The 21,533-nt window shown below is 39.0% G+C and carries 16 protein-coding genes and 1 pseudogene; 11 read left to right on the top strand and 6 right to left on the bottom strand.

The window, feature by feature from the left end:
• Nucleotides 1-16: 16 nt before the first annotated feature.
• Nucleotides 17-2,191 carry a YccS family putative transporter gene (gene yccS / locus L6C30_RS09585; protein ID WP_236163155.1) on the bottom strand — a complete coding sequence of 725 codons (2,175 nt, stop codon included), beginning with the start codon at nucleotides 2,189-2,191 and terminating at the stop codon, nucleotides 17-19.
• Between the two features lie 246 nt (nucleotides 2,192-2,437).
• Here yccS and L6C30_RS09580 point away from each other — a divergent pair, with 246 nt between their 5' ends.
• The 3 genes from L6C30_RS09580 (at nucleotide 2,438) to gltS (ending at nucleotide 7,180) form a co-directional block, all read left to right on the top strand.
• Entirely contained in the window at nucleotides 2,438-3,622 is a 1,185-nt protein-coding gene (locus L6C30_RS09580) for a multidrug effflux MFS transporter (protein ID WP_236163154.1), read from the top strand.
• A gap of 391 nt (nucleotides 3,623-4,013) precedes the next feature.
• Nucleotides 4,014-5,324, top strand: a complete 1,311-nt coding sequence (locus L6C30_RS09575; protein ID WP_236163152.1) for a DcaP family trimeric outer membrane transporter — start codon at nucleotides 4,014-4,016, stop codon at nucleotides 5,322-5,324.
• A gap of 614 nt (nucleotides 5,325-5,938) precedes the next feature.
• Nucleotides 5,939-7,180 carry a sodium/glutamate symporter gene (gene gltS / locus L6C30_RS09570; protein WP_236163151.1) on the top strand — a complete coding sequence of 414 codons (1,242 nt, stop codon included), beginning with the start codon at nucleotides 5,939-5,941 and terminating at the stop codon, nucleotides 7,178-7,180.
• Nucleotides 7,181-7,270: 90 nt separating this feature from the next.
• On the opposite strand, the pseudogene chrA reads toward gltS, so the two are convergent.
• A pseudogene (gene chrA, locus L6C30_RS09565) lies at nucleotides 7,271-8,497 on the bottom strand (chromate efflux transporter).
• 234 nt (nucleotides 8,498-8,731) lie between these two features.
• Here chrA and L6C30_RS09560 point away from each other — a divergent pair.
• Both L6C30_RS09560 and L6C30_RS09555 read left to right on the top strand, forming a co-directional pair.
• Complete coding sequence (locus L6C30_RS09560) at nucleotides 8,732-9,742, top strand: patatin-like phospholipase family protein (RefSeq protein WP_236163150.1); 1,011 nt, start codon at nucleotides 8,732-8,734, stop codon at nucleotides 9,740-9,742.
• Between the two features lie 819 nt (nucleotides 9,743-10,561).
• The gene (locus tag L6C30_RS09555; RefSeq protein ID WP_070152572.1) at nucleotides 10,562-11,083 is read left to right on the top strand and encodes an acyl-CoA thioesterase; all 522 of its coding nucleotides are present in this window, start codon (nucleotides 10,562-10,564) and stop codon (nucleotides 11,081-11,083) included.
• A 187-nt stretch (nucleotides 11,084-11,270) separates the two neighbouring features.
• Here the strand turns inward: L6C30_RS09555 and L6C30_RS09550 are convergent, their stop codons facing one another.
• A complete protein-coding gene (locus L6C30_RS09550; protein WP_070152569.1) occupies nucleotides 11,271-11,483 on the bottom strand; it encodes a hypothetical protein in 213 nt (70 codons plus the stop codon).
• Between the two features lie 518 nt (nucleotides 11,484-12,001).
• Between L6C30_RS09550 and L6C30_RS09545 the strand changes: the two genes are divergently transcribed.
• From L6C30_RS09545 to L6C30_RS09530, 4 genes are all read left to right on the top strand, one after another.
• Entirely contained in the window at nucleotides 12,002-13,024 is a 1,023-nt protein-coding gene (locus L6C30_RS09545; protein ID WP_070152566.1) for a GTP-binding protein, read from the top strand.
• Nucleotides 13,025-13,116: 92 nt separating this feature from the next.
• Nucleotides 13,117-13,647: a YaeQ family protein gene (locus L6C30_RS09540; RefSeq protein WP_070152563.1), complete on the top strand. Its 531-nt coding sequence runs from the start codon at nucleotides 13,117-13,119 to the stop codon at nucleotides 13,645-13,647.
• A gap of 58 nt (nucleotides 13,648-13,705) precedes the next feature.
• Nucleotides 13,706-14,047 (top strand): FKBP-type peptidyl-prolyl cis-trans isomerase, encoded by a 342-nt coding sequence (locus L6C30_RS09535; protein WP_070152560.1) that lies wholly within the window; start codon nucleotides 13,706-13,708, stop codon nucleotides 14,045-14,047.
• Nucleotides 14,048-14,209: 162 nt separating this feature from the next.
• Nucleotides 14,210-16,051, top strand: coding sequence for a GGDEF domain-containing protein (locus tag L6C30_RS09530; RefSeq protein WP_236163149.1), 1,842 nt, complete (start codon nucleotides 14,210-14,212; stop codon nucleotides 16,049-16,051).
• A gap of 24 nt (nucleotides 16,052-16,075) precedes the next feature.
• On the opposite strand, the gene L6C30_RS09525 is transcribed toward L6C30_RS09530, so the two are convergent.
• A complete protein-coding gene (locus L6C30_RS09525) occupies nucleotides 16,076-16,396 on the bottom strand; it encodes a co-chaperone YbbN (RefSeq protein WP_070152704.1) in 321 nt (106 codons plus the stop codon).
• 152 nt (nucleotides 16,397-16,548) lie between these two features.
• On the opposite strand from L6C30_RS09525, the gene L6C30_RS09520 reads away from it, so the two are divergent.
• Together L6C30_RS09520 and L6C30_RS09515 are read left to right on the top strand one after the other, a co-directional pair.
• A complete protein-coding gene (locus L6C30_RS09520) occupies nucleotides 16,549-17,541 on the top strand; it encodes an NAD(P)H-quinone oxidoreductase (protein ID WP_236163148.1) in 993 nt (330 codons plus the stop codon).
• 369 nt (nucleotides 17,542-17,910) lie between these two features.
• Complete coding sequence (locus tag L6C30_RS09515) at nucleotides 17,911-18,417, top strand: hypothetical protein (protein ID WP_230245181.1); 507 nt, start codon at nucleotides 17,911-17,913, stop codon at nucleotides 18,415-18,417.
• Nucleotides 18,418-18,551: 134 nt separating this feature from the next.
• On the opposite strand, the gene L6C30_RS09510 is transcribed toward L6C30_RS09515, so the two are convergent.
• Nucleotides 18,552-19,880 (bottom strand): hemolysin family protein, encoded by a 1,329-nt coding sequence (locus L6C30_RS09510; protein WP_236163147.1) that lies wholly within the window; start codon nucleotides 19,878-19,880, stop codon nucleotides 18,552-18,554.
• A gap of 137 nt (nucleotides 19,881-20,017) precedes the next feature.
• Entirely contained in the window at nucleotides 20,018-21,007 is a 990-nt protein-coding gene (locus tag L6C30_RS09505; protein WP_019837830.1) for a LysR family transcriptional regulator, read from the bottom strand.
• Between the last annotated feature and the right edge of the window lie 526 nt (nucleotides 21,008-21,533).

Here is a 21,533-nt window from a genome sequence, read left to right as displayed (position 1 = left end):
TCCTTTGCAGAATGATTTATAAAGACGCCAGTTCAGTTGCATCCTGATCATGTTCGTGGCTTAAACTTTGTTTTAGGCGACTTAATTGCTGCAAGATACTCATCATCAAAGATAATTGCTGCAAAATAATCAATGATTTTTGATCTTGCTCATTGTTTTGACTTAAAAGCTGACGAATCGTTTGCAGCATGTTATGTGCGCTTAAATCAGGCGTTTCATCGTTGAGTAAAGCACCTTGAATATCGTCCATCGCTTGATCGAGCAGTTCCAAGACTTCCTGATCTTCAATTTTGTCACGATGCGCACCCAGTGCAGCGATATAACTAATAAAAGTGTGATTCAGACACAAGAACTCAAAGGCCTGAGCTTTTTGATCAGGATCAAAATCAGGTTCGGTGGCGAGTGTTGAAATCAGTGAAGCAACTTCTGCGTCGGCATTGTGAGCAGCGCGGCGCACCACACGATAATTCAAGCCGTTATTGCGCCCATTTTTATATTGTTCAATCACTTCTGCCAAATAGTCACATTGTGCGGTGAGTGAGCGACGAATCGTGCGTGATAGACGACGGAATTTCCAGTCGGGGAAGATAAAACTTACGCCAAACCATGCCAGTGCACAACCAATTAAGGTGTCGACCATACGTGGTACAGCTGCGGCAAAGCCCAAACCTTCAAGATTAAAGTTCATCAGCGCCAAAATAGTCATAAAAGCAGTCGCTTGTGCATATTGTTTACTGCGTAATTCAAAGAACAACATGCCACTAATAATTAAAACTACCAATTGCCCTTCTACAGATGGCACAAAATATAAAATGGTGTAGCCGACCACAATCCCTGCCAGTGTCCCAATAATACGCAAACGTAAACGCCGTTTGGTGGTGTTAAAGTTAGGCTGCATCACAAACAAGGCGGTGAGTAAAATCCAGTAGCCATATTGAATATTGGTGACTTGTACAAAAACATAGCCAATTAACAGTACAATTGACAAACGAATGGCATGGCGGAACAAGACAGATTCAGGGGTTAAATGCTGTTTGATACGGATGACAATATCATCCCAGCTTTTTAAGTCGTCATCTATGAGTTGTTGTTCAATATGCTTGGATTTATCCAATTTAATATTACGTTCGGTTTCAAGATTACGCAGTTGAGCGTCAATTGATTTTAGGTTTTGATATAAGGCAAACAGTGCATTAATCCAAACCTGGTCGTATTGCTGCTCGCTGCGCAGCTTTTCTAAAGACTGTTTAAGATTTTCAAAAGCATGTTTAAAACGCTTGTTATGCACATAAGGTTTACGATGCAGAATACTTTCACTTAAATCTTTACAGGCTTTACCTTGAATAGACAAAATGCGCTGGAATCGAAATAAAATATCGCTGTGCTGAAATATTTTCGCCAGTTTTTGATAATCAATATGTGCAGAGTCGGCACGTTCATGAATGTCTTGTGCGACAAAATAATACTGTAAGCTGCGTCGGGTATCTTTTTGCCCGCGGTCACCTTTTAAACGCGTCAGCAAAGCAGTTTTTAAGTCGTTAAAAATCGCAATTAATTTGCCATTTTCAAGTGATAAATCAATGATGCTTTGCTGATAACTAGATGCAGTCATATCCACATCAAATAGATTAGATTTGGCAAATAAAAAATCGCCCAGAGAAGAATAACTGAGCGAAAGTTTGTCTTGTAAAGCACGAACAGGGAACAGTAAAAAGCTGATGGTTGAAATTACGCCGTACCAGATTGCGCCCGAGACCAAAAGTAGTGGCTGCATGTACCAGTCATCAAATAGATTGACACCTAGCATGGCATAAACTGATACCACCAAACAGCCATAAGAAATGGTGGCATAACGCCGTCCGAGCGAACCGAGCAAAATTAAGACAATACACGACAGGATTAAGCCTGTGGCAAATAAAATAGGGTGCGGAAATAAAAACTGAATCGAAGTGGCGGTAACAAAGAACCCAATATAAGTATAGAGCTGATTAAGGATACGTACCGAAAAACGGTCATCTATATCACTCAAACCTGCGGCAACCACACCTAAAGTTAAAGGAATGGTGGCAACTTGCATTCCCATAAAATAGGGAACAAAAGCAGTTCCCGCAAATGCAATGAGCATGCGGATGTTATACATAAATGTGGTGTTATAGGTCGCTTGTTTGAGCTTAATCAGCCAAGGTTTCAACATCGTTCCTTTAAAAAATTTTTTCTAAACAGTGATTATGCTATGAAATGAAAGCTTGCGTACATTGTAACTGTAGATGAGTGTTTAGAGAATTTAATATGTGAAAATTCATCTTTAATCACTACAAATGATAGTATGGAGCGTGCAAGCTTCTCTATACATTTGTCATTCCACCTTAAAATTATGAGCATATCCAAAATTTTACCAAGTTCAAATAGTACGCCACCAACTGCGCCAGAACCCAACATGCAGCAATATTCGACAGCCTGGATTTTGTTGTTGGCGTTACTGACATCGCTTGGGCCTTTGTCGATTGATATGTATTTGCCTGCCTTGCCAGTAATGGCAAGCGAGTTTGGTGAATCGACCCAAATGGTCGCAAACAGTTTGCCTGCTTATTTTTTAGGTTTGGCATTGGGACAACTGATTTATGGGCCGCTGAGTGATCGGATTGGACGCAAGCCGCCTTTATATATTGGCTTGGTATTGTTTTCACTGGCGAGTATGTTGTGCGTGTTTGCACACAATGAATGGGGATTGATTGCTGCACGTATTTTGCAGGCATTGGGCGGTTGTGTGGGCGTGGTGATTGCACGAGCAGCCATTCGTGATCGCTTGGATTTGCAAACGTCCGCTCAAGCTTTTTCGAGCATGATGATTGTGATGACCATTGCGCCTATTATTGCACCAACGCTGGGTGCATGGGTGCTTAGATGGATGAATTGGGAAGCCATTTTTGTGGTACTGACCTGTGTTGGAATTATTTGCTGTTTATGTGTGCATTTCTTTTTTAAAGAAACTTTAGCTAAAGAACGCCGTTTAAGGTTGAGTTTTCAGCAAGTCCTGACCTTATATTTTGCCATTTTAAAAGATCGTGATTTTCGTTTTCGAATGTTGGCAGGCTGTCTGACTGGTGGGGCATTGTTTTGCTATATCAGCGGTTCAAGTGCAGTCATGATGGATCAATATGGCTTGAGTGAAACAGCTTTTGCTTATGTGTTTGGTGCCAATGCGATTGGTATTATGCTGTTTTCGGCTTTGAATAAAAAAATCAGTGGCAAATTGGGTGTGTTACAACGCTTAAAATTGGGCAGCATGATTCAACTGAGTGGTGCGGTCATTCTACTGCTTGCAGGTAGTTTGGGGTATGCACCTTTGGCATTGGTGATGGTCGGTTTATTTCTTGCAGTGTCTGGGATAGGTTTTACAGGCCCGAATGCCATGGCGCTGGCAATGGCAAAACAAGGCCCACGTGCTGGAACAGCCAGTGCGATCATGGGCAGTGTGCAATTCTTTTGTGGCTTGATTGGTGGGGTATTACTTAACTTTTTAACAGGCAGTGCTTTGCTGAATATGGCGGTATTAATGCTGCTATTTATTGGGTCGGGGATGTTTGCCGTTTTTCATATTTTACAACCCCAACCAGATTAAGTTGAGGTCAATACTTTTTCAAATGGTAATTTTTTTCGTAAAAATCGGGCTTTTAGACAGAACTGAAATATATACAATAGTCTAATAGTGGGGTAAATTCTTGAAAAATCAACCTATTTAAAGTATTGAATTTTATATGGTTTAATTATTTTAATCTATAATCATGATTAATTATGATTTCTTATTCGGGAAAACTGATTTTAATAAACGTCATAACTTGATAGATTGAAGCCTGTAATAAATGACACAATTTGAAATATTTGAGTGTCTTGGACTATTTGGCAAAAGTGTTTTGATTTTTAAGCCATTTTTATAATTCGATGTGAAATCGATAGATGACGAACAAAATCATCATGCACGGATGCAGCGTTGTTTTATTTTGGAGAGATAAATGAGTCAATTACTCAACGGTCAATTTGTGATCAAAGGTTTAGCTATTGCTGTTACAACATTCATGGTAGGTACTGCACACGCAGCAAAAACTGAGCAACAACAAATTCAAGAACTTCGTCAAGAAGTAGAAGCGTTAAAATCATTAATTCAGCAACAACAGCAAGTACAACAACAGCAGCAAACTCAAATTGCCCAAGTACAACAGGCGAAGCCTGCTGCACCTGTAAGTGCATTAAGCAGCTTAAAGTCTAAATCTGGCGCAGATGTTTCTATTTATGGTTCGATCCGTGGTGATGCAAACTATATTATTAAAGGTGCGGATAATGACTTTAACTCAGCACATACAAGTAAAGAAGAAGCAAGTGACAAATTACGTGCTACCGCAAAAGTCACCCGCTTAGGTTTAGACTTTAATACACCTGTTGGTGATAACAAAGTGGGCGGTAAAGTTGAAGTTGATTTTGCAAGTTCGGACAATGCTAAGTCAGAAAACTTACGTATTCGCCACGCTTATTTAACTTTAAACAACTGGTTATTCGGTCAAACCACATCGAACTTCTTGTCAAATCATGCACCAGAAATGATTGACTTTGCGACAAATATTGGTGGTGGTACAACACGTATACCGCAAGTTCGTTACAACTACAAATTAGCACCTGCAACTGAATTATTTGTTTCTGCTGAAGAAGGGAATAGTTCTTCACAAATATATGATACTAAAGAGAAGAAAAATGTTAGCTCTGACGTAACTTACCGAGCTCCTGTATTGACTGCTAAAGTAGTTCAAGGCTTTGCAGAAGGTAAAGGAACAGCTTCTGCACGTGCATTGGTTGAACATTACAAATCAGAAGCAGTAAATGATGATAAAACTGGTTGGGGTGCAGCTCTAGGTACGAATTATCAAGTTGCGGAACCTTTAAAAGTATCTGCAGACGTATCTTATGTAAAAGGTAACAGCAACTACTTATATGGTAGTAACTCTGCATTTTACGTAAATACAGTTAATGGTGAAATTGAGCAAAATGAAACGATTGGTGTACAAGTGGGTGCAACCTATAAGTTCTCTCCACAACTACGTTCAACTTTAGCCTACGGTGCTTTATTTGCCGATGATGGTACAGACTATGCGCGTGCAGCAAATAATTCTGGTGCTAATGAGAAAGTACAACAAGCGTGGATTAACTTTATCTATTCACCTGTAAAACCAGTCGATTTAGGTATTGAGTATATCAACGGTGAGCGTGAAACATTTGCTGGCGATAAATTCAGTGACGACCGAGTAGGCTTTATGGCGCGTTATAGCTTCTAAGTCACTCCTTTTAAGCACAATCCAAAACAGAGCTTAATTTTAAGCTCTGTTTTTTTTGTTGAAAATTTATGTTATTCACTCAATAACTTAAATTTTATCCAGTTTAAAGGAATGTTGTAACTTTCTCTTATAGCTGAACACAATCATTAAAATTTTTAGAAAAAACCGCAGAAAATAGCAGCTTTTTGTCAAAAAAAATGCATAATGATCGACCTTTAATCTTGCTGTTTTTTGTCAAGTGGTTGAATATCTTTATCGGAAGGTATTTATCCACCTCAGATATTTGGGAGCTTATATGAGATTACCTCTCAGTGTTAAGCTGATTCAGTTGTTTGCACTCGAAGTCACCCCGAAAGTGAAAATGCTGTCTTTTGTCTTTCTTTTCTTCTGTTCTAGGCAAACGCAGATGATAACGCTTGAGTGAAACCAAAGGATGGGTTGGCTGAGCGAAATGCATACCTCTTAAACTTCGGTCAAATACGATACTGTTTACATACTTTGTATTGCGGCATTTTTTAGTTGATTTAGAGTCATAGTGATGCAAATGCTTTGGTTTGCATAGACAGCTCTTCATCGTATTAAAAACAATCTGCAATCACTATATGGATATTGCCATGGAATTTACTTTTAATGCGTTTTATACGCTGATTGCTGCGGTCATCGTCCTGCTCTTAGGGCGACTTTTAGTCAATAAAATTGATTTTTTAAAACGCTATAATATTCCTGAACCTGTTGCAGGTGGTTTGGTTGCCGCTATTGTTTCATTGTTGGTGAATCAATTTTGGGGTTATAGCATTACCACCAGTAGCGCATTGCAAACTAGCTTTATGCTTATTTTCTTCGCCTCGATTGGTTTAAGCGCGAACTTCACAAAATTGCGTCAGGGTGGAATCGGTTTAATTATTTTCTTGATAGCAATTTCCACATTTATTGTGTTGCAAAACATTGTCGGCATTAGTCTTGCAACATTGTTAGGTATTGATCCACTAATTGGTTTAATTGCAGGATCGATTACTTTAACTGGCGGTCATGGTACAGCAGGTGCGTGGGGTGAAATTTTAGAAACCCAATATGGTATTCAAGGTGCTTTGGCACTGGGCATGGCAAGTGCGACCTTTGGTTTAATTATTGGTGGTTTAATTGGTGGTCCACTGGCTAAAACTTTAATCAACCGTCATCAATTGGCTGTACCACGTACCGACGAACAAATTGAAAAACGCGATAATACGCCTGCGGATCAAGATTCCAATGAGTTTATTCCATTTGAATATCCGCATCAGGTTCGTTTAATTACAGCAGATAACGCAATTACTACTTTGGGTTTATTTGCTGGATGTTTGGCATTTGCCGAATTTATGACAGGCGCTGCCAAAGGTACGATGTTTGAATTACCAACTTTCGTTTGGGCATTGGCGGGCGGTGTGGTTCTGCGTAATGTCTTAGAAAGTATTTTTAAAGTTAATATTTTTGACCGTGCGATTGATGTGTTTGGGAATGCATCTTTATCGTTATATTTGGCGATGGCGTTGTTGTCACTCAAACTATGGCAATTGGCCGATTTGGCAGGTCCGTTGATGGTGATTTTAGGTGCGCAAGCACTCACAATGGCGTTATATGCAGCTTTTGTGACCTTCCGTCTTATGGGGAAAAACTACGATGCAGCCGTGTTGGCAGCAGGACACTGTGGTTTTGGGATGGGGGCAACGCCAACAGCAGTCGCCAATATGCAGGCCATTACCAATATGTATGGTCCATCTTATAAAGCGTTCTTGATTGTGCCACTGTGTGGTGCATTCTTTGTCGATTTAATTAACGTTGCGGTGATTCAATCTATTCTAAAATTCTTTGGTAGCTAAGCTCCAAAGCATTCAGGCTTGATTCAATCATCCACAAAAAATGCCAGTTCAATTGAACTGGCATTTTTATTTGATTTATCGCATTTTAATTTAAGCCATGAAATGCAAGAATCCTGTATAGACCAGGAAACTACCAATTAAACTGAGCCAAACAGGTAGTTTGGATTTTAATAATCCAATCACCAAAACAATAAACAGCAGATCAGTAATACTCAAAACATAACGCTGTGCCATTTCGAGCACCATATACAGCAGCAAACCGACTACCGCTGCATTAATACCTGTTACGGCATGACGAATATAAGCTTGCTGCATCAACCAAGACCAATAAGGCAAAGTCGCAAATACCAAAAAGAAAGATGGCAGAAAAATTGCCAACGTGGCTAAAGTCGCATTCAGCAGCATAGATTCTGTCATTGGAATCAAACTGCCCAAATACGTTGCAAAGCTGAACAGTGGGCCAGGCACCAATTGCGCTATGGCATAACCTAAATCGAACTGTTCTTTGCTGACTAAGCCTGTACTAACAATATCTTGATGTAATAAAGGCAAAATGACATGCCCACCGCCAAAGACCAAAGATGCGGCTTTATAGAAACTTAAATTGGCTGCATAGAGTAAATGAGGTTGTAGCTAGTTTAGCGCGGATAGCACAATAAAAGGTGCAACAAAAAGTACTACCCAAAATGCAGCATAACGACGGTGTTGGGGTAGGTGTGCCGCAGTAAAATGTGTATCTGTCGCCGTTGTATTGGCGGATGAGAGCGTTGCAGTGGGTGTTGTACGTTTGGCCATCCACATGCCCAAACAAGCTGCAATCAGAATCACCACAATTTGATTGAAGCTCAAGGGCACCATATAAATAAATAGGGCAGAAGCGAGCATTAAGGTATATTGCCAAACCGTTTTACAAAAACTGTGCAGCATTTGCCAAAATGCCCAAGCCACCACGGCCAATACGATCAGTTGAATACTGTGAAAGCTATTTGACGACAGTACATCTAAATATTGATGTCCCAAAACTGCAACCAAAGCCATAAACAACGCTGAAGGTAGGGTAAAACCCAACCACGCTAGGACTGCACCCCAATAGCCTTTTTGCAAATAACCAATCGCTAAACCCACCTGACTACTAGTTGGGCCGGGTAAGAGTTGTGCAAGTGCGACAATTTGTGAATACTGGGACTCATCTAGCCATTTCAGTTGTTGCACAAAACGCTGATGGAAAAATACCAAATGCGCTGCGGGCCCGCCAAAAGATAGACCGCCTAATTGCAAAAAAATCCAGAATAATAGGGAATAAGAAGGTGGTTGCATATTATTTTAGATAGATTCAAATTGTGCGCCACTGTAGTGGCTAGACGTGACAGTTTAACGAATTACTACAAGGATCGGTTAAAATAATAGATAGACTATGGGCGCTCATGCAAGGTAAAAACAGATAGCATAACTGTTGACGTTAAGAGGGTTGCTGTATCAAGTAGGCTGATCAACCTTGACACGATTGGCGGTTAAATATCGACTGAAACCTATGGATTCAAGAAGGTCATTATGAAATTTGGGTATGTATCTCTTACAGCATTGTTGATGGTGGGATGTCAGGCAGTGCCATCACAGCAGCAATTTTCGACTCAAACTCTACTTGAGTCGCAGCCCATGGTTGAAGCAGAGTCACGCCTGAATCAAATTGATTTTCGGCAATTAAAACAACAAGAAAAACGTCCAATTGTCGCATTGGTTTTGGGCAGTGGTGGCGCACGTGGCTATGCACATATTGGAGTAATTGAAGTACTTGAACAGTATGGTATTCATCCTGATTTTATTGTGGGTAGTAGCGCAGGCAGCATTGTCGGTTCAATTTATGCCAGCGGTAAAAATGCGCAGCAATTACGTGAAATTGCTATGAATATGAAAGCTAATGATGTGCGGGATGTGACTTTGGATTTAAAAGGCTTTTTTGATGGCAAAAAAGTTGAAAATTATGTCAACGCACAAGTCGATCAACTCCGTTTGGAGCAATTTAAAATCCCGATGTATGTGGTGGCAACAGAATTAAAAGAAGGCAAAAAAGTCGTATTTAATTATGGTAATACGGGGCAAGCGGTGCGTGCGTCAGTGTCTATCCCGAGCATGTTTGTACCCACTAAAATTGCAGAACATGAATATGTTGATGGTGGTTTGGTGAGCCCTGTGCCTGTCAAAGTCGCACGTGATTTAGGGGCAGATATAGTGATTGCCGTGAATATTTTGGCGCAGCCTATTCATACTGAAACCAGTAATGTGTGGGGATTGTTTAACCAAAATATTAATATTATGCAAAAACATTTGGCCAATGAAGAGTTGAAACTGGCAGATGTGGTCATTCAACCCGATTTACGTGAAAAAGCCCATATTTTTGATGTAAAAGGGCGCGAAGCGACGATGCTAGCAGGTGCAGAAGCAACCGCAGCGCAATTAAATAAAATTGATCAGGTCTATCAACAGCATCATTATGCGCATGGACATAGAATTATAGACTATAAAGTGAGTAATAAGTTTGGGCTTTATGGACAGTTTAAATAGCTGTCCAGAGTCTTCATTGAGGTAGCGTCCATGAAATAAATAGATTTAATTTAGGTCTTATTAAGTGGTTAATAAAATTAAACTTAATTCGAGCTTGTTTGTATTTATACCTTTTTCAGTGTTTGATATTTAAAAGTTGAGATGAGCTATTTAGAATTAAAATCAATTTCTATCGTGTTATTTCGCATCGTTTCCATTAATCCTCTTCGGACTTTAAGGAATTTGGTGTAAGTAGTTTAAGAATTGTCTATGCTTGCAAAACAGCCTACATTTTAGAGCTGCAGCTTAAATCTTTATAAAATTGAGAGGTACTTACTGTACGACTTTGAAATTGGACAGCAGGTGATACTTAGCAAGATGTAGTAGGGTATTTTTACAATGAAGAAGATTAATCCAGATGGTTCTTATGTATTTAAAGCTGCCTTAAGTTCCGAGCAAACTTTGATTTATAGTAATGTATCGCAGGAAATGCTGCGCTTGGCTTGAATGCTCTCACTAAATGAAATTTCTTGGGTAAAATAGCCGAAATTTGCTTGATTAATCCATTGAATAAAAGATTTTAGTTTGTTTTTTGAACACTTGAAGCGATGGTATTTACTGTATATTCAATTTGAACAAATATTCTAATTAAAGAAATGAATTAAAAAATAACAGCTTGGGTGTCTTAGGCTTTAGTCTTATAACTCTAAATAAATGTTCACATTAACAATATAAATAATAATGATGCACTTGTTGCCGAAATGAACATTCAAACTTTTATAAACACGATATAATAATACGCTCATATCTTACTGTCTTTAAAAGAGTCTAGAGAACGCAATGTCACCATTAGATCAAATTGCCCCTGTATTAGATGACCAGTCAGAATTGACCATGACCGTGTTAATGACACCCGACATGGCAAATTTTTCAGGGAATGTGCATGGTGGAACAATTTTAAAACTATTGGATCAAGTGGCGTATGCATGTGCGAGCCGCTATTCGGGTAGTTATGTGGTGACCCTTTCGGTTGATAAAGTGAACTTTAAAGAACCGATTCATGTAGGGGAATTAGTGACTTTCCTTGCCAGTGTGAACCACGTCGGTCGTACCTCAATGGAAATTGGGATTCGTGTAGAAGCGCAAAATATCCAAAAGCGTACAGTGCGCCATACCAACAGCTGTTACTTCACTATGGTTGCAGTGGATGAAAATGGTAAACCAAAACAAATCCCTGCGTTGAAATTAGATAACGACTGGAAACGATGCCGCTTTGAAGCAGCGGAGCAACGCAAAGTTGCGCGTTTGCAAGAAAATCATCATCCATCTTGCAGTATTTATAAGAAAACTGAAAAAAACTAAGTTTTCGTCAATCTCAGCTGAACACCTGTTTGCAATTGCATACGGGTTTTTTTGCGGCTATTTTTTTAACTTTGCTCAAGCTTGGTATTGATTAGCCTTATGGATGAACAAAAACTGAGTAAACCGAGAGAGTGGCTTAAAACTCAGTTTTTGTATTTAATTTACATTTTAAAATGTATCGCTTTTTTTAAGGTTGTTGGGTCGATGCTGCTGGTGTTTCAGTGCTAGCTTCAGATGCAGGTTGTGCAGCAGCTTGTTCTGAAGCAGGTCCAGCCACAGTTTCCTGCGTTGAAACAATCACTTTTTCCTGTTCTTGAACTTTCGATTCAGCCTGTGCTGCAAAAGTGGTTGCAGTGGCAAAAGCAAAAGTTGAAGTGAGTAAAATTTGTGTCAATTTCATGGTTTGGCATCCTTATTTAAAGTTTTCACGAATGATCAAAATGTTCAGCAAAAGCATGAAATAAAAAAACTTAATGCGGCTAAAGTGTTCAAGTCAGTCATCACCTGATTTGAACGAGCTGAACAGGAACTCATCCTAATAGCCTTGGTGTAGGATCAATGCTTGCAACAAAGCAAAACAAAGATGGTTACTTGAATCGCACAATGATGATGAACAGGTTTAATTTTGGTAATTTTTGTTAAATAAAAGTAGCCAAATTTAGCGAAAATGACTGTATTTTATGCAAGAAAACTGCAGGGTTAGCAATAAAACATAACATCAAGCGACTAAAACTTGGTGAATCTGCTAAAACAAGTGGCAAATCATTACGCAATAAATGTAAGAAAATTTTTCAAGTCACGACATCAATGAATATCAACAATTGGATAAATTTGTGTGTGTTTAGATTCAGATTGATCTCATCGCTAAACTTGCTTAGCATGCTTGAGTTGTTTGAAACTCAATAAAGTGAGCTTATTTTGAAATTAATTGCACCACAAAAAGCAGTCCCGACGCATATTATTTCTGGTTTTCTCGGTGCAGGAAAAACCACATTATTGAAACAGTTACTCATCCAAAAACCTGAACATGAAGTCTGGGCGGTGCTGATGAATGAATTTGGACAAATCGGTGTCGATCAACAACTTTTACCTCAGCAACAAGGCTATCAGGTCAAAGAATTATTGGGCGGCTGCTTATGTTGTAGCAGTCAGTTGCCTATGCAAATTGCCTTGTCGCGTTTATTGTCTGAAGCGAAGCCTGACCGTTTATTCATTGAACCGACAGGTTTGGGGCATCCTGCGCAACTCGTGGAACAATTGACTGAACCACATTGGCATACCCATTTATCGATGCGTGCCTTGGTTACGGTGGTCGATGGTTCGCGTTTGCATGATCAGGCGTGGACGCAGCAAAACTTGTATGCCGATCAGCTCAAAGCTGCACAAATTATTGTGGTGTCACATGCAGATCAAATGCAGGTGGCAGATGAGCAGGCGCTGGTGCAGTTGCAACACGAATATCAAGCCTATGCGCAAAAATGGTTGAAAGCGGAACAGGGTAATCTGGCTTTGATTGAAATTGATACGCTGTATGTCGGCACACAGCGTAAAATTCAGCCTTTATTAAAATTACAAAAAACGCTGATTCCAGCTGCAAATACGTCTGAACCAGAAATTAAACAGTTGCCATATCATTATGTAGAAACTGCTCAGGGTTATTCGGTAGCGGGCTGGAAATTCCCTAAACGCTGGCAATTCGATTTTTATCCACTTCTAGATTTACTCTGTGAACAGCAAGATTGGTTACGCATTAAAGGGATTTTTTATAGCAATCAGGGCTGGAAAAGTTTTAACTTCAATCCCCAGCAATTTAACTATCAATCTACCGATGAAGGGATAGACAATCGAGTGGAAATTATTTATCAAACCGAGCGGGATTGGTTACAGTTTGAGGCTGCGTTATTGGCGTGTCGGGTTGATGCTGCTACAGCTTTTGAATGAAATCTATGTGCTCTCGGGCAAACGATAAAGCAAAATCCCAGAAAATCTATTATGCTTAGCGGCAAATTTGAACATGGTTTTAGGAATAGACAATGGCGCTAAAAGCGACAATTTATAAGGCAGATTTGAACATTGCTAATATGGATGTGCATCAATATGGTGACTATCAACTAACCATGGCATTACATCCTTCTGAAACCATTGAGCGTTTGATGGTGCGTATTTTGGCATTCGCACGTTATGCAGATGAAGCTTTGGAATTCACCAAAGATTTGTTTGAAACCGATGAGCCTGCTTTGTGGGAAAAAGACTTAACAGGGCAGTTAATCAAGTGGATTGAAGTCGGTTGCCCAGATGAAGATAAAGTCAAAAAAGCCAGTGCACGTTGTAAGCAAGTTGCGATTATTGCCTATGGTTCATCGGTAGATGAGTGGTATAAACGTAATAGTAAAATCAAAACATTAAATAATGTTGAAGTATGGCAATTATCGCAAGCGAGTACTGAAGCCATTCAAGCTTTATGCGAACGTACCATGCAGTTGCAGTTGAATGTGATGGATGGTGAATGGACATTGATTGGCGCTCAAGCACAGGCGCAGATTGAGTGGATACAGTTACAATAACACTTACCCGAGTTGGCAATTATCTTAAACATCGAAGTGTAAATATTTGGAGATGAACATGAGTGCGGAATTAGAAATTATTGATTTGGTGGTGGGCGAGGGTAAAGAAGCGGTCAAAGGCGCTTTAATTACTACGCATTACACAGGTTGGTTGGAAGATGGCACAAAGTTTGATTCATCCTTGGACCGCGGCAGCTATTTCGAAACCGTGATTGGTACAGGTCGTGTCATTAAAGGCTGGGATCAAGGCATCATGGGGATGAAAGTGGGTGGTAAACGGAAACTTGTGGTACCTGCGCATTTGGCTTATGGTGAGCGCAAAATGGGCAATATCATTCCTGCCAATTCGAATTTAATTTTTGAAATTGAATTGTATGATGTGAAAACACGCGATCAATAAATCCTGTTTAATTTAGCCATACAGCTAGAATTTAAGTCATTCATCCAATGTCAGTACGGTCTAATATGAATGACTTAATTTTTTTACTTTAAATTTAGTGCAAGAACGATTAGATTGAAAAATAAGCACAATAGGGTTTTTGCATTTTTGAAATTCATTCGGATGTGGCACATACGTGCATTATTATTCTTGATTTTACTGTTTAGTGTACTCACTCCACAGTGTGTGTTGGCACAATATGAGTCTGCACCTAAATCTTATTATCTACATCAACAACTGCTCAATTCAGTTCAATTTACTGAAGATAAAACGAGTATTTTGAGTGGGCAATGGTTGTTTTATCCGCAACAATTGATTCAAGAACCCAGTGCAGTACTGACATCGAATACCGTTGAATTGCCTGCTTCATTTGAAGATTTAATGGGCAATGCCAATACGTATGGCACTTTTATTGGGCACTTTCAAATTCCAAAAGAGTTTTTAGGCAGAAGTATTGCGATTTGGATTCCCAACCAGTATGGCGCATATCGGGTATTCTTAAATGGCGATCCATTGGTGCGTGTTGGGACAGTCGGTGTAGATGCAAGTCATCACGAAACCGAAAATGCCCCACGAATTGCATATTTTGTCCCTGAAAGTGAATATTTTACCCTAACCATTCAAGCGTCTAGTTTTCAAAGCTTGCAAGGTGGTTTAAAAAATCCAATGAAAATTGGTTTAAGTCGTACCATCAATCAACAGTATCAGCGTTTGATGATGAGTATTGCCATGATTTCTGGGGCAGTACTTGGTGTTGGTTTGTTTACCTTGATGTTTTCGGCATTTAGTCTTGCAAATGGCGGCAAGACCAAGCTTATGTTTATTTTTGGCTTGTTTATTGTTTTTCTAGCATTACATAATTTATTTTCTCCGCCCTATGCTTACACCACTTTCCTGAATTTAAGTTGGTCTTGGGGAATAAGGCTCGAATATTTATTTAGTTTTCTCGCGATTTTATTTTTCCTGAGTTATATGTTTTTGCTCAGTTCGCGCTATTTACATCGTTGGGTATATAGCGCGGCAATGCTGTTATTAAGCTTTAATATTGGGGTGACGCTGTGGGCAGAACCCACTATTTTTCAGCAGTTCGCATTTTATAGTTCTTTTTTCTTTGTGCTGGTTTTGGCAAATTTTGCCTATGGGTTTTATCAAACTCTGCGTTCAGGAGAGCATTATTCCAAAATCAATTTTTGGGCAGTGATTATTTTATGTGGCACATTTATTCATGATTTTTTATTAATGCTGAATCTGGTCAATTCCATTCATTTATCATTTATTTCGACCAGTATTTATGCATTGCTCATCATGTTTCAGCAGGCACGAAATTATGCCTACCATAACTTGCGCATTGAACGCTTGAACCAAAAGCTGATTCATTTAAACAACTCGTTAGATTTAAAAGTGCAGGAACGCACTGAACAACTCAGTCTTTTGAATGAAAAACTGGAAATACAGATTAATACTGATGCATTAACGGAGGCGTATAACCGCCGTGCATTAAATGAAGAAATTCAGCGTTTGTATTTTGAAACCTTGCAAAATAAGCGACATATTTTGGTTTTTGCGATGCTCGATGTCGATTATTTTAAAAAATACAATGATCATTATGGGCACTTAAAAGGCGATCAAATTCTGCAAAACCTAGTTAAAGTTTTACAAGATACTTTGCCTAAAAATGCGTTTGTGGCACGTTATGGGGGTGAAGAATTTGCCATTTTACTGCACGATATTCCGCAACCTGCGATTGCACCACTCATGCAAAAGGTCTTGCAGGCTGTACGTGATGCAGCTTTTGAGCATGTAGCACGAGAAGACCATAAACAATATGTGACTTTAAGTATCGGTGTAGCGTGGATGACTCGCGCACAAGCGTATACGCACGTGGATGATTTTATGAAAGCTGCAGATGCGCATTTGTATCAAGCCAAACATGCAGGACGCGATCAGGTAGTAATTCAAACTTAATATGTTGACGCTACTCTACATGGCTTAAAGATAGCTCTGAATTTTTTGTTGAAGTTGTACGACAGAAACATTGCCCGACAGTCGTTCAACAATTTGCCCATCTTTAAAAATCAGAGTGGTCGGTAAACCAAAGACTTGATAACGCAAAGTTAAAATTGGAGATTGATCGACATTCACTTTGCCAAACTTTACCGAAGCATCAAAAAGTTGGGCAAGCTGCTCAAAAAATGGTGCATTTTGAACACAAGGCGTACACCACGTCGCATAAAAACGAATCACCGCAACGCCTGTTTCATATTCAAACTCACGGTAATTATTTTCGTTGTATTCCACAATTTTTGACATCACACACGCTTTAATCATAAATAAAAATTTAATCACGCATGAAACACCACGGCATGAGAATTATACCTAAGTTAATCTGGGTTTTAATGCTTTGCTGTTTTATGTTCAAATAGTCAGAATTCATATCAGCATCAAACAATCAGGAATTTGCCATGACACAAAACACAATGCAGCAGATTATTATTACAGAACCAGGTGGCCCAGAAAAATTAGCCTATGAAACGGTTGCAATACCTGAGCCACAAGCCAATGAGGTTTTGGTCAAAGTACATGCTTTTGGTTTAAATCGTCCTGATATTTTACAGCGCCAGGGGTTGTATCCTATGCCTAAAGGTGTGACGCAAGTGCCAGGCTTAGAAGTAGCAGGCGAAGTGGTTGCTGTGGGTGCAGATGTCAGCCAATTTAAAGTTGGTGATGCTGTGTGCGGCTTAACCAATGGTGGTGGTTATGCAGAATATTGTGTTGTACCTGAAAGCCAGACTTTGACGATTCCAACAGGTGTCAGCTTTGTGCAAGCCGCAGCGATACCTGAAACATTTTTTACTGTGTGGGCCAACGTGTTCCAAATGGGCAAAGCCAAAGCGGGCGAAACGGCATTAATTCATGGTGGCACCAGTGGCATTGGTACAACTGCTTTAATGCTGTGTAATGCCTTAGGTTTAAAAACTTTTGCAACTGTAGGTTCAGATGAAAAAGTAAAGGCAATTTCACATCTCACCACAGCCATTAATTACAAAACACAAGATTTTGAACAAGTGATTAACGCAGCGACAGACAATGCTGGGGTCGATATCATTTTAGATATTGTTGGTGCACCGTATTTGGAACGTAATTTAAATTTATTACGCCGTGATGGTCGCTTGGTGTATATCGCATTTTTAGGGGGTGCAAAAGCCAAAGAGGTGAAACTTGGTCAAATCATGATGAAGCGTCTTACTATTACTGGTTCGACCATGCGCGCCCGCAATACTGCAGAAAAAGCTGAAATTGCCAAAGGGTTGCAAGAGATCGTTTGGCCATTGTTAGCAAAAGGTGAATGTCTGCCTATGATTTATAAAACCTTTAAGTTTGATCAAATTCAACAGGCACATGCCGAAATGGATACAGGCGAGCACGTGGGTAAAGTAGTGGTGGAAGTGATTTAAAGACTCCAAATTTAAAATCAACATGCAAAAAAAACTGACTGAGTGTCAGTTTTTTTATGCGTATTTTATAGAGAATTTAAAAAAAATTTTGAATCAGTTTTAGCAATTATTTGGCTTTGTTGCATAAATATGTAAGCATCAGATTTAAATAAATTTAATTTTGGATAAGAAATAATCAAAACATTTAAAATCATATAGTTATGAAATCTTTGTGCAACAAAGCCGATCAAAACTGAAAGATAGATTTTAAACTGCTGCACTGTAATAGGTACAGCACAGCAGGGTGTGAACAATTGCTTCGGAATGTGTCGAGCTTTTAGCTAAATTATGCGAAAATAGCGTTTTGCTATTTTTGTCCAAGGACAGTACATGATTGACCAATCTCCTGAATCATTAAGTGATATCGAAATACTCGACATTTTGCAGTCTATGAAAAGCGATGAGTTAGACACAGAGGCAAAAGAAATTATCCGTAATGGTGGGAAAGCAGGTCGTCAGGAAGCGCATAAAGCAGCGTTGGTGGCATTGAATCAGTCATTTGAGAGCAAATTTGTAGAAGCGGTAAGTTTGGCTTTGCAGTTAAACGAAGCGCAAATGAAAAAAATCCGTTATAAAAAAGACCGTGTACGTATTTTAAAAGCACGTGGAATTGATTATTTAGCCATCGATGGTGCAGAAACCGCGCAAGTATTGGCTCAGGTTGCACAAGCAATTATGCGTGAAGATGCTGTGGTGACGCATGATTTGCACAATATTTTTCCTTTCTGGAAGGAGGGTTGGCCGATGGTGCAATTCGACAATGTCTATAAAATTTTAGCTGAAGATATTGCGATACACTATCAAGCGGTATTAGATGAATTGATCAGTAAATATTAAATAAATACTCAGCTGAATTTTAGATGTATCAGTTAAGATTTGAAAAAAGCACCGCTTATTTTGATGTGGTGCTTTTTTGTAAATACTAGAAAATGTGGATGCAGATCAGGTCCTTACGAATACAGTGAATCTCACTATCCATCTGCTTCAGTGTTGTCTTGTATTTCTTGCGTTTCTACAATTCGTGTCACTAAAAGTTGGTCAATTTTAAAATGATCGACATCGACTACTTCAAATTTATAACCATCAAAATGTACAGAGTCGGCAGGACGCGGGATTTTACGTAGCTTATACATCATAAAACCTGCAATGGTTTCATAATTTTCATCATCTGGCATTTCATCAATTTGCAGCGCGTGTTTAATGTCTTCAATTGGCGTACTGCCATCAATTAACCAAGAGTGGTTATCACGTTTAATGATTTGCTGATCTTCTTCAATAGGTGTTACCCAATCGCCCATCACAGTAATCATAATGTCAGACAGGGTAATTACGCCTACAACCAATGCATATTCATTAATCACTACGGCAAATTTTTCTTTGGTCGAGCGGAAACGATCTAATACTTCAGACAGCGTGAGTGTATCTGGAATGGTTAATACATTACGGATGGTGCTTTCATTCAGTTGTAGTAAAGATTGATTATTCAGGATTCTGACCAAAATATCTTTAGCATCAACATAGCCGATCACATCATCAATATTTTCACTGCAGACTAAAAATTTCGAATAAGGATATTCTGCAAGTTTTTGACGAATACTGGCTTCTGATTCCTTTAGAGTAAAAAACACCACATTTTCACGTGTGGTCATACTCGAAGGTACGTTACGTTCTTCAAGTTCAAACACATTTTCGATAAAGTGATGTTCCTGCTTTTGTAAAACACCTGCTTGAGCACCAGCATCCATGACTGCAGAGATATCATCAAACGTAATATTGTCTTCGCGCGTGGTATTGACTTTAAATAAGCGGAACAACACATTGGCAATCGCATTAATCATCCATGCCAAAGGCTTGCATACCCGAATAAAAATTTGAATCGGGTTAATCACCGATATCGCAATTTTTTCAGGGGCAATCATTGCCAAACGCTTAGGCATCAGGTCAGCAAATAAAATAAATAGGGAAGTCACTAAGGTAAATGACAAGGCAAAACTAAGCGTTTCAGCCCATGGCCCTTGATAAAAGCGTACTACAAGATTGTAGAAATAAGGACGAAAAGCACCTTCACCTAAAATACCACCTAAAATGGCAACTGCATTTAAGCCAATTTGGGAGGCAGCAAAAAAGTCAGCTGAATTTTCTTGCAGGTCTAAAACTTTTTGAGCACGTTCATCGCCTGATTCGGCTAGAATTTTCAGTTTAACTTTACGTGCACCAGCCAACGCAATTTCAGTGAGCGATAAAAAACCAGCTCCGACAATGAGGATGAAGATAATAACAATATTCTGGAAGAGGCTCACGAATCCACCTGTGGATTATATTATTTTAAATATAACAATTTGAATCTTTATTCAATCATGATTAAACAATGAGGAATATCTAAATATTCCTCATTTGAGTATAAGCTTTTGTGCCGATAAGTTCAGTGAATTTTTAATTAATAGGCTGAAAATTGAGAGTTATTCAATAAAAACTCACGGTTTTCTTCTTCAATCATTTGGCGCGCTACATATAAAATTAATTGGCGTAACCAACGGTGTGCAGGGTGATGATGTAACAACGGACACCATGCCATCTTTAATTCAAATTCTGGAATATAAAATGGCGGGTCTTTAATCAGTAAATTCTGGCTTTTGGCCTGTAAAAGCGCAATACGGGTAGGCAAGGTTGCGACTAAATCCACATTAGATGCGAGTAGTGCAGGCATTTGATAATGACGGGTAAATACCGAAATTTTACGTTTTTGTCCAATACGCTCTAAAGCTTGATCAATCCAGCCGAGACCTGCTTGTTTTTCAGGATTCACACCAAAACCAACGCCCATACCTGTTTTAGAAACCCAAATATGTTGTGCATCTAAGTAGCTTTTTAAATTGAGGTTATTGGCAGCAGGGTGTTTATGATTGAGCAGGCAAGAGAAACTATCACGCCAAACTAAAACTTGATGGAAACTTTGAGGAATTTCATTAAAACGGTTAATCGCTAAATCGACTTTACCTTGCTCCATGTCACGGTAAGACACATCACTTGGTGTTAAAAAGTCCAATACCACATTGGGTGCTTCAGAGCGTAAAGCTTTAACCAAGCGTGGTACTAATGTGGCTTCTGCGTAATCGGAAGTCATAATCCGAAATACACGATTTGAAGTATAAGGACGGAACTCGGTACGAGGTTCCAAAATCATAGAAAGGTCAGATAAAGCATCACGGATACGCGGTTGTAATTCAAGAGCGCGTTCAGTTGGTGTCATACCTTCAGAAGATCGAATCAGCAGGGGATCATTAAATAAATTGCGCAAACGACGTAAAATGTTACTCATTGCAGGTTGGGTAACACCCAATTGTTCTGCAGCACGGGTTACATTTTTTTCACGAAGTAATACGTCAAGATAAATTAATAGATTAAGATCAACCCGCTCCAGATTCATAAAATAAATACCGAAAATAAAATCACTAAATTATTGGGATTATGCCATAAGCCGTAAGGCTTGTGTATAAATGATGACGAAAAAATCGACGAGATAAACAGCAAAAAAATCTGAAAAACAGCCAACCCAGCATTGTTTGCAAAAATGAAGGGTGCCTAGAAATTCATTTATATTTTAATTTTAAATGCAAAAACACTTAAAAGCATTGGCTGAACTGATAGCAGATAATATGTTGTCTGAAACTTATGCGGTTACTTTGAGCTGAAAAGCATCAAAACTTTGCAATAAAATGGCAGATATTGCCAATGCATGTATTTTTGTTATGAAAGGCAAGACTTAAGTCTAATGCAGAAAATATCGGCACAAAATAGAATTTGTAAGCAAAGATATTTGACAAAATTTCTAATTAATACATTAGGACTTACGCACTATCATTTATAGATTCTCTGTGGTAGCAGATGATTTTTATCGAGAATAAAGTCATCAATGAAGTCTTTGATGATTGGTCTAAATAATTTCTTCTGCC

The sequence above is a fragment of the Acinetobacter sp. KAM396 genome (assembly GCF_021602765.1).
In the GTDB taxonomy this organism is placed as follows: domain Bacteria; phylum Pseudomonadota; class Gammaproteobacteria; order Pseudomonadales; family Moraxellaceae; genus Acinetobacter; species Acinetobacter towneri_A.
Note: the sequence above shows the minus strand (reverse complement) of the source record. Positions and strands in the feature narration are given on the sequence as shown.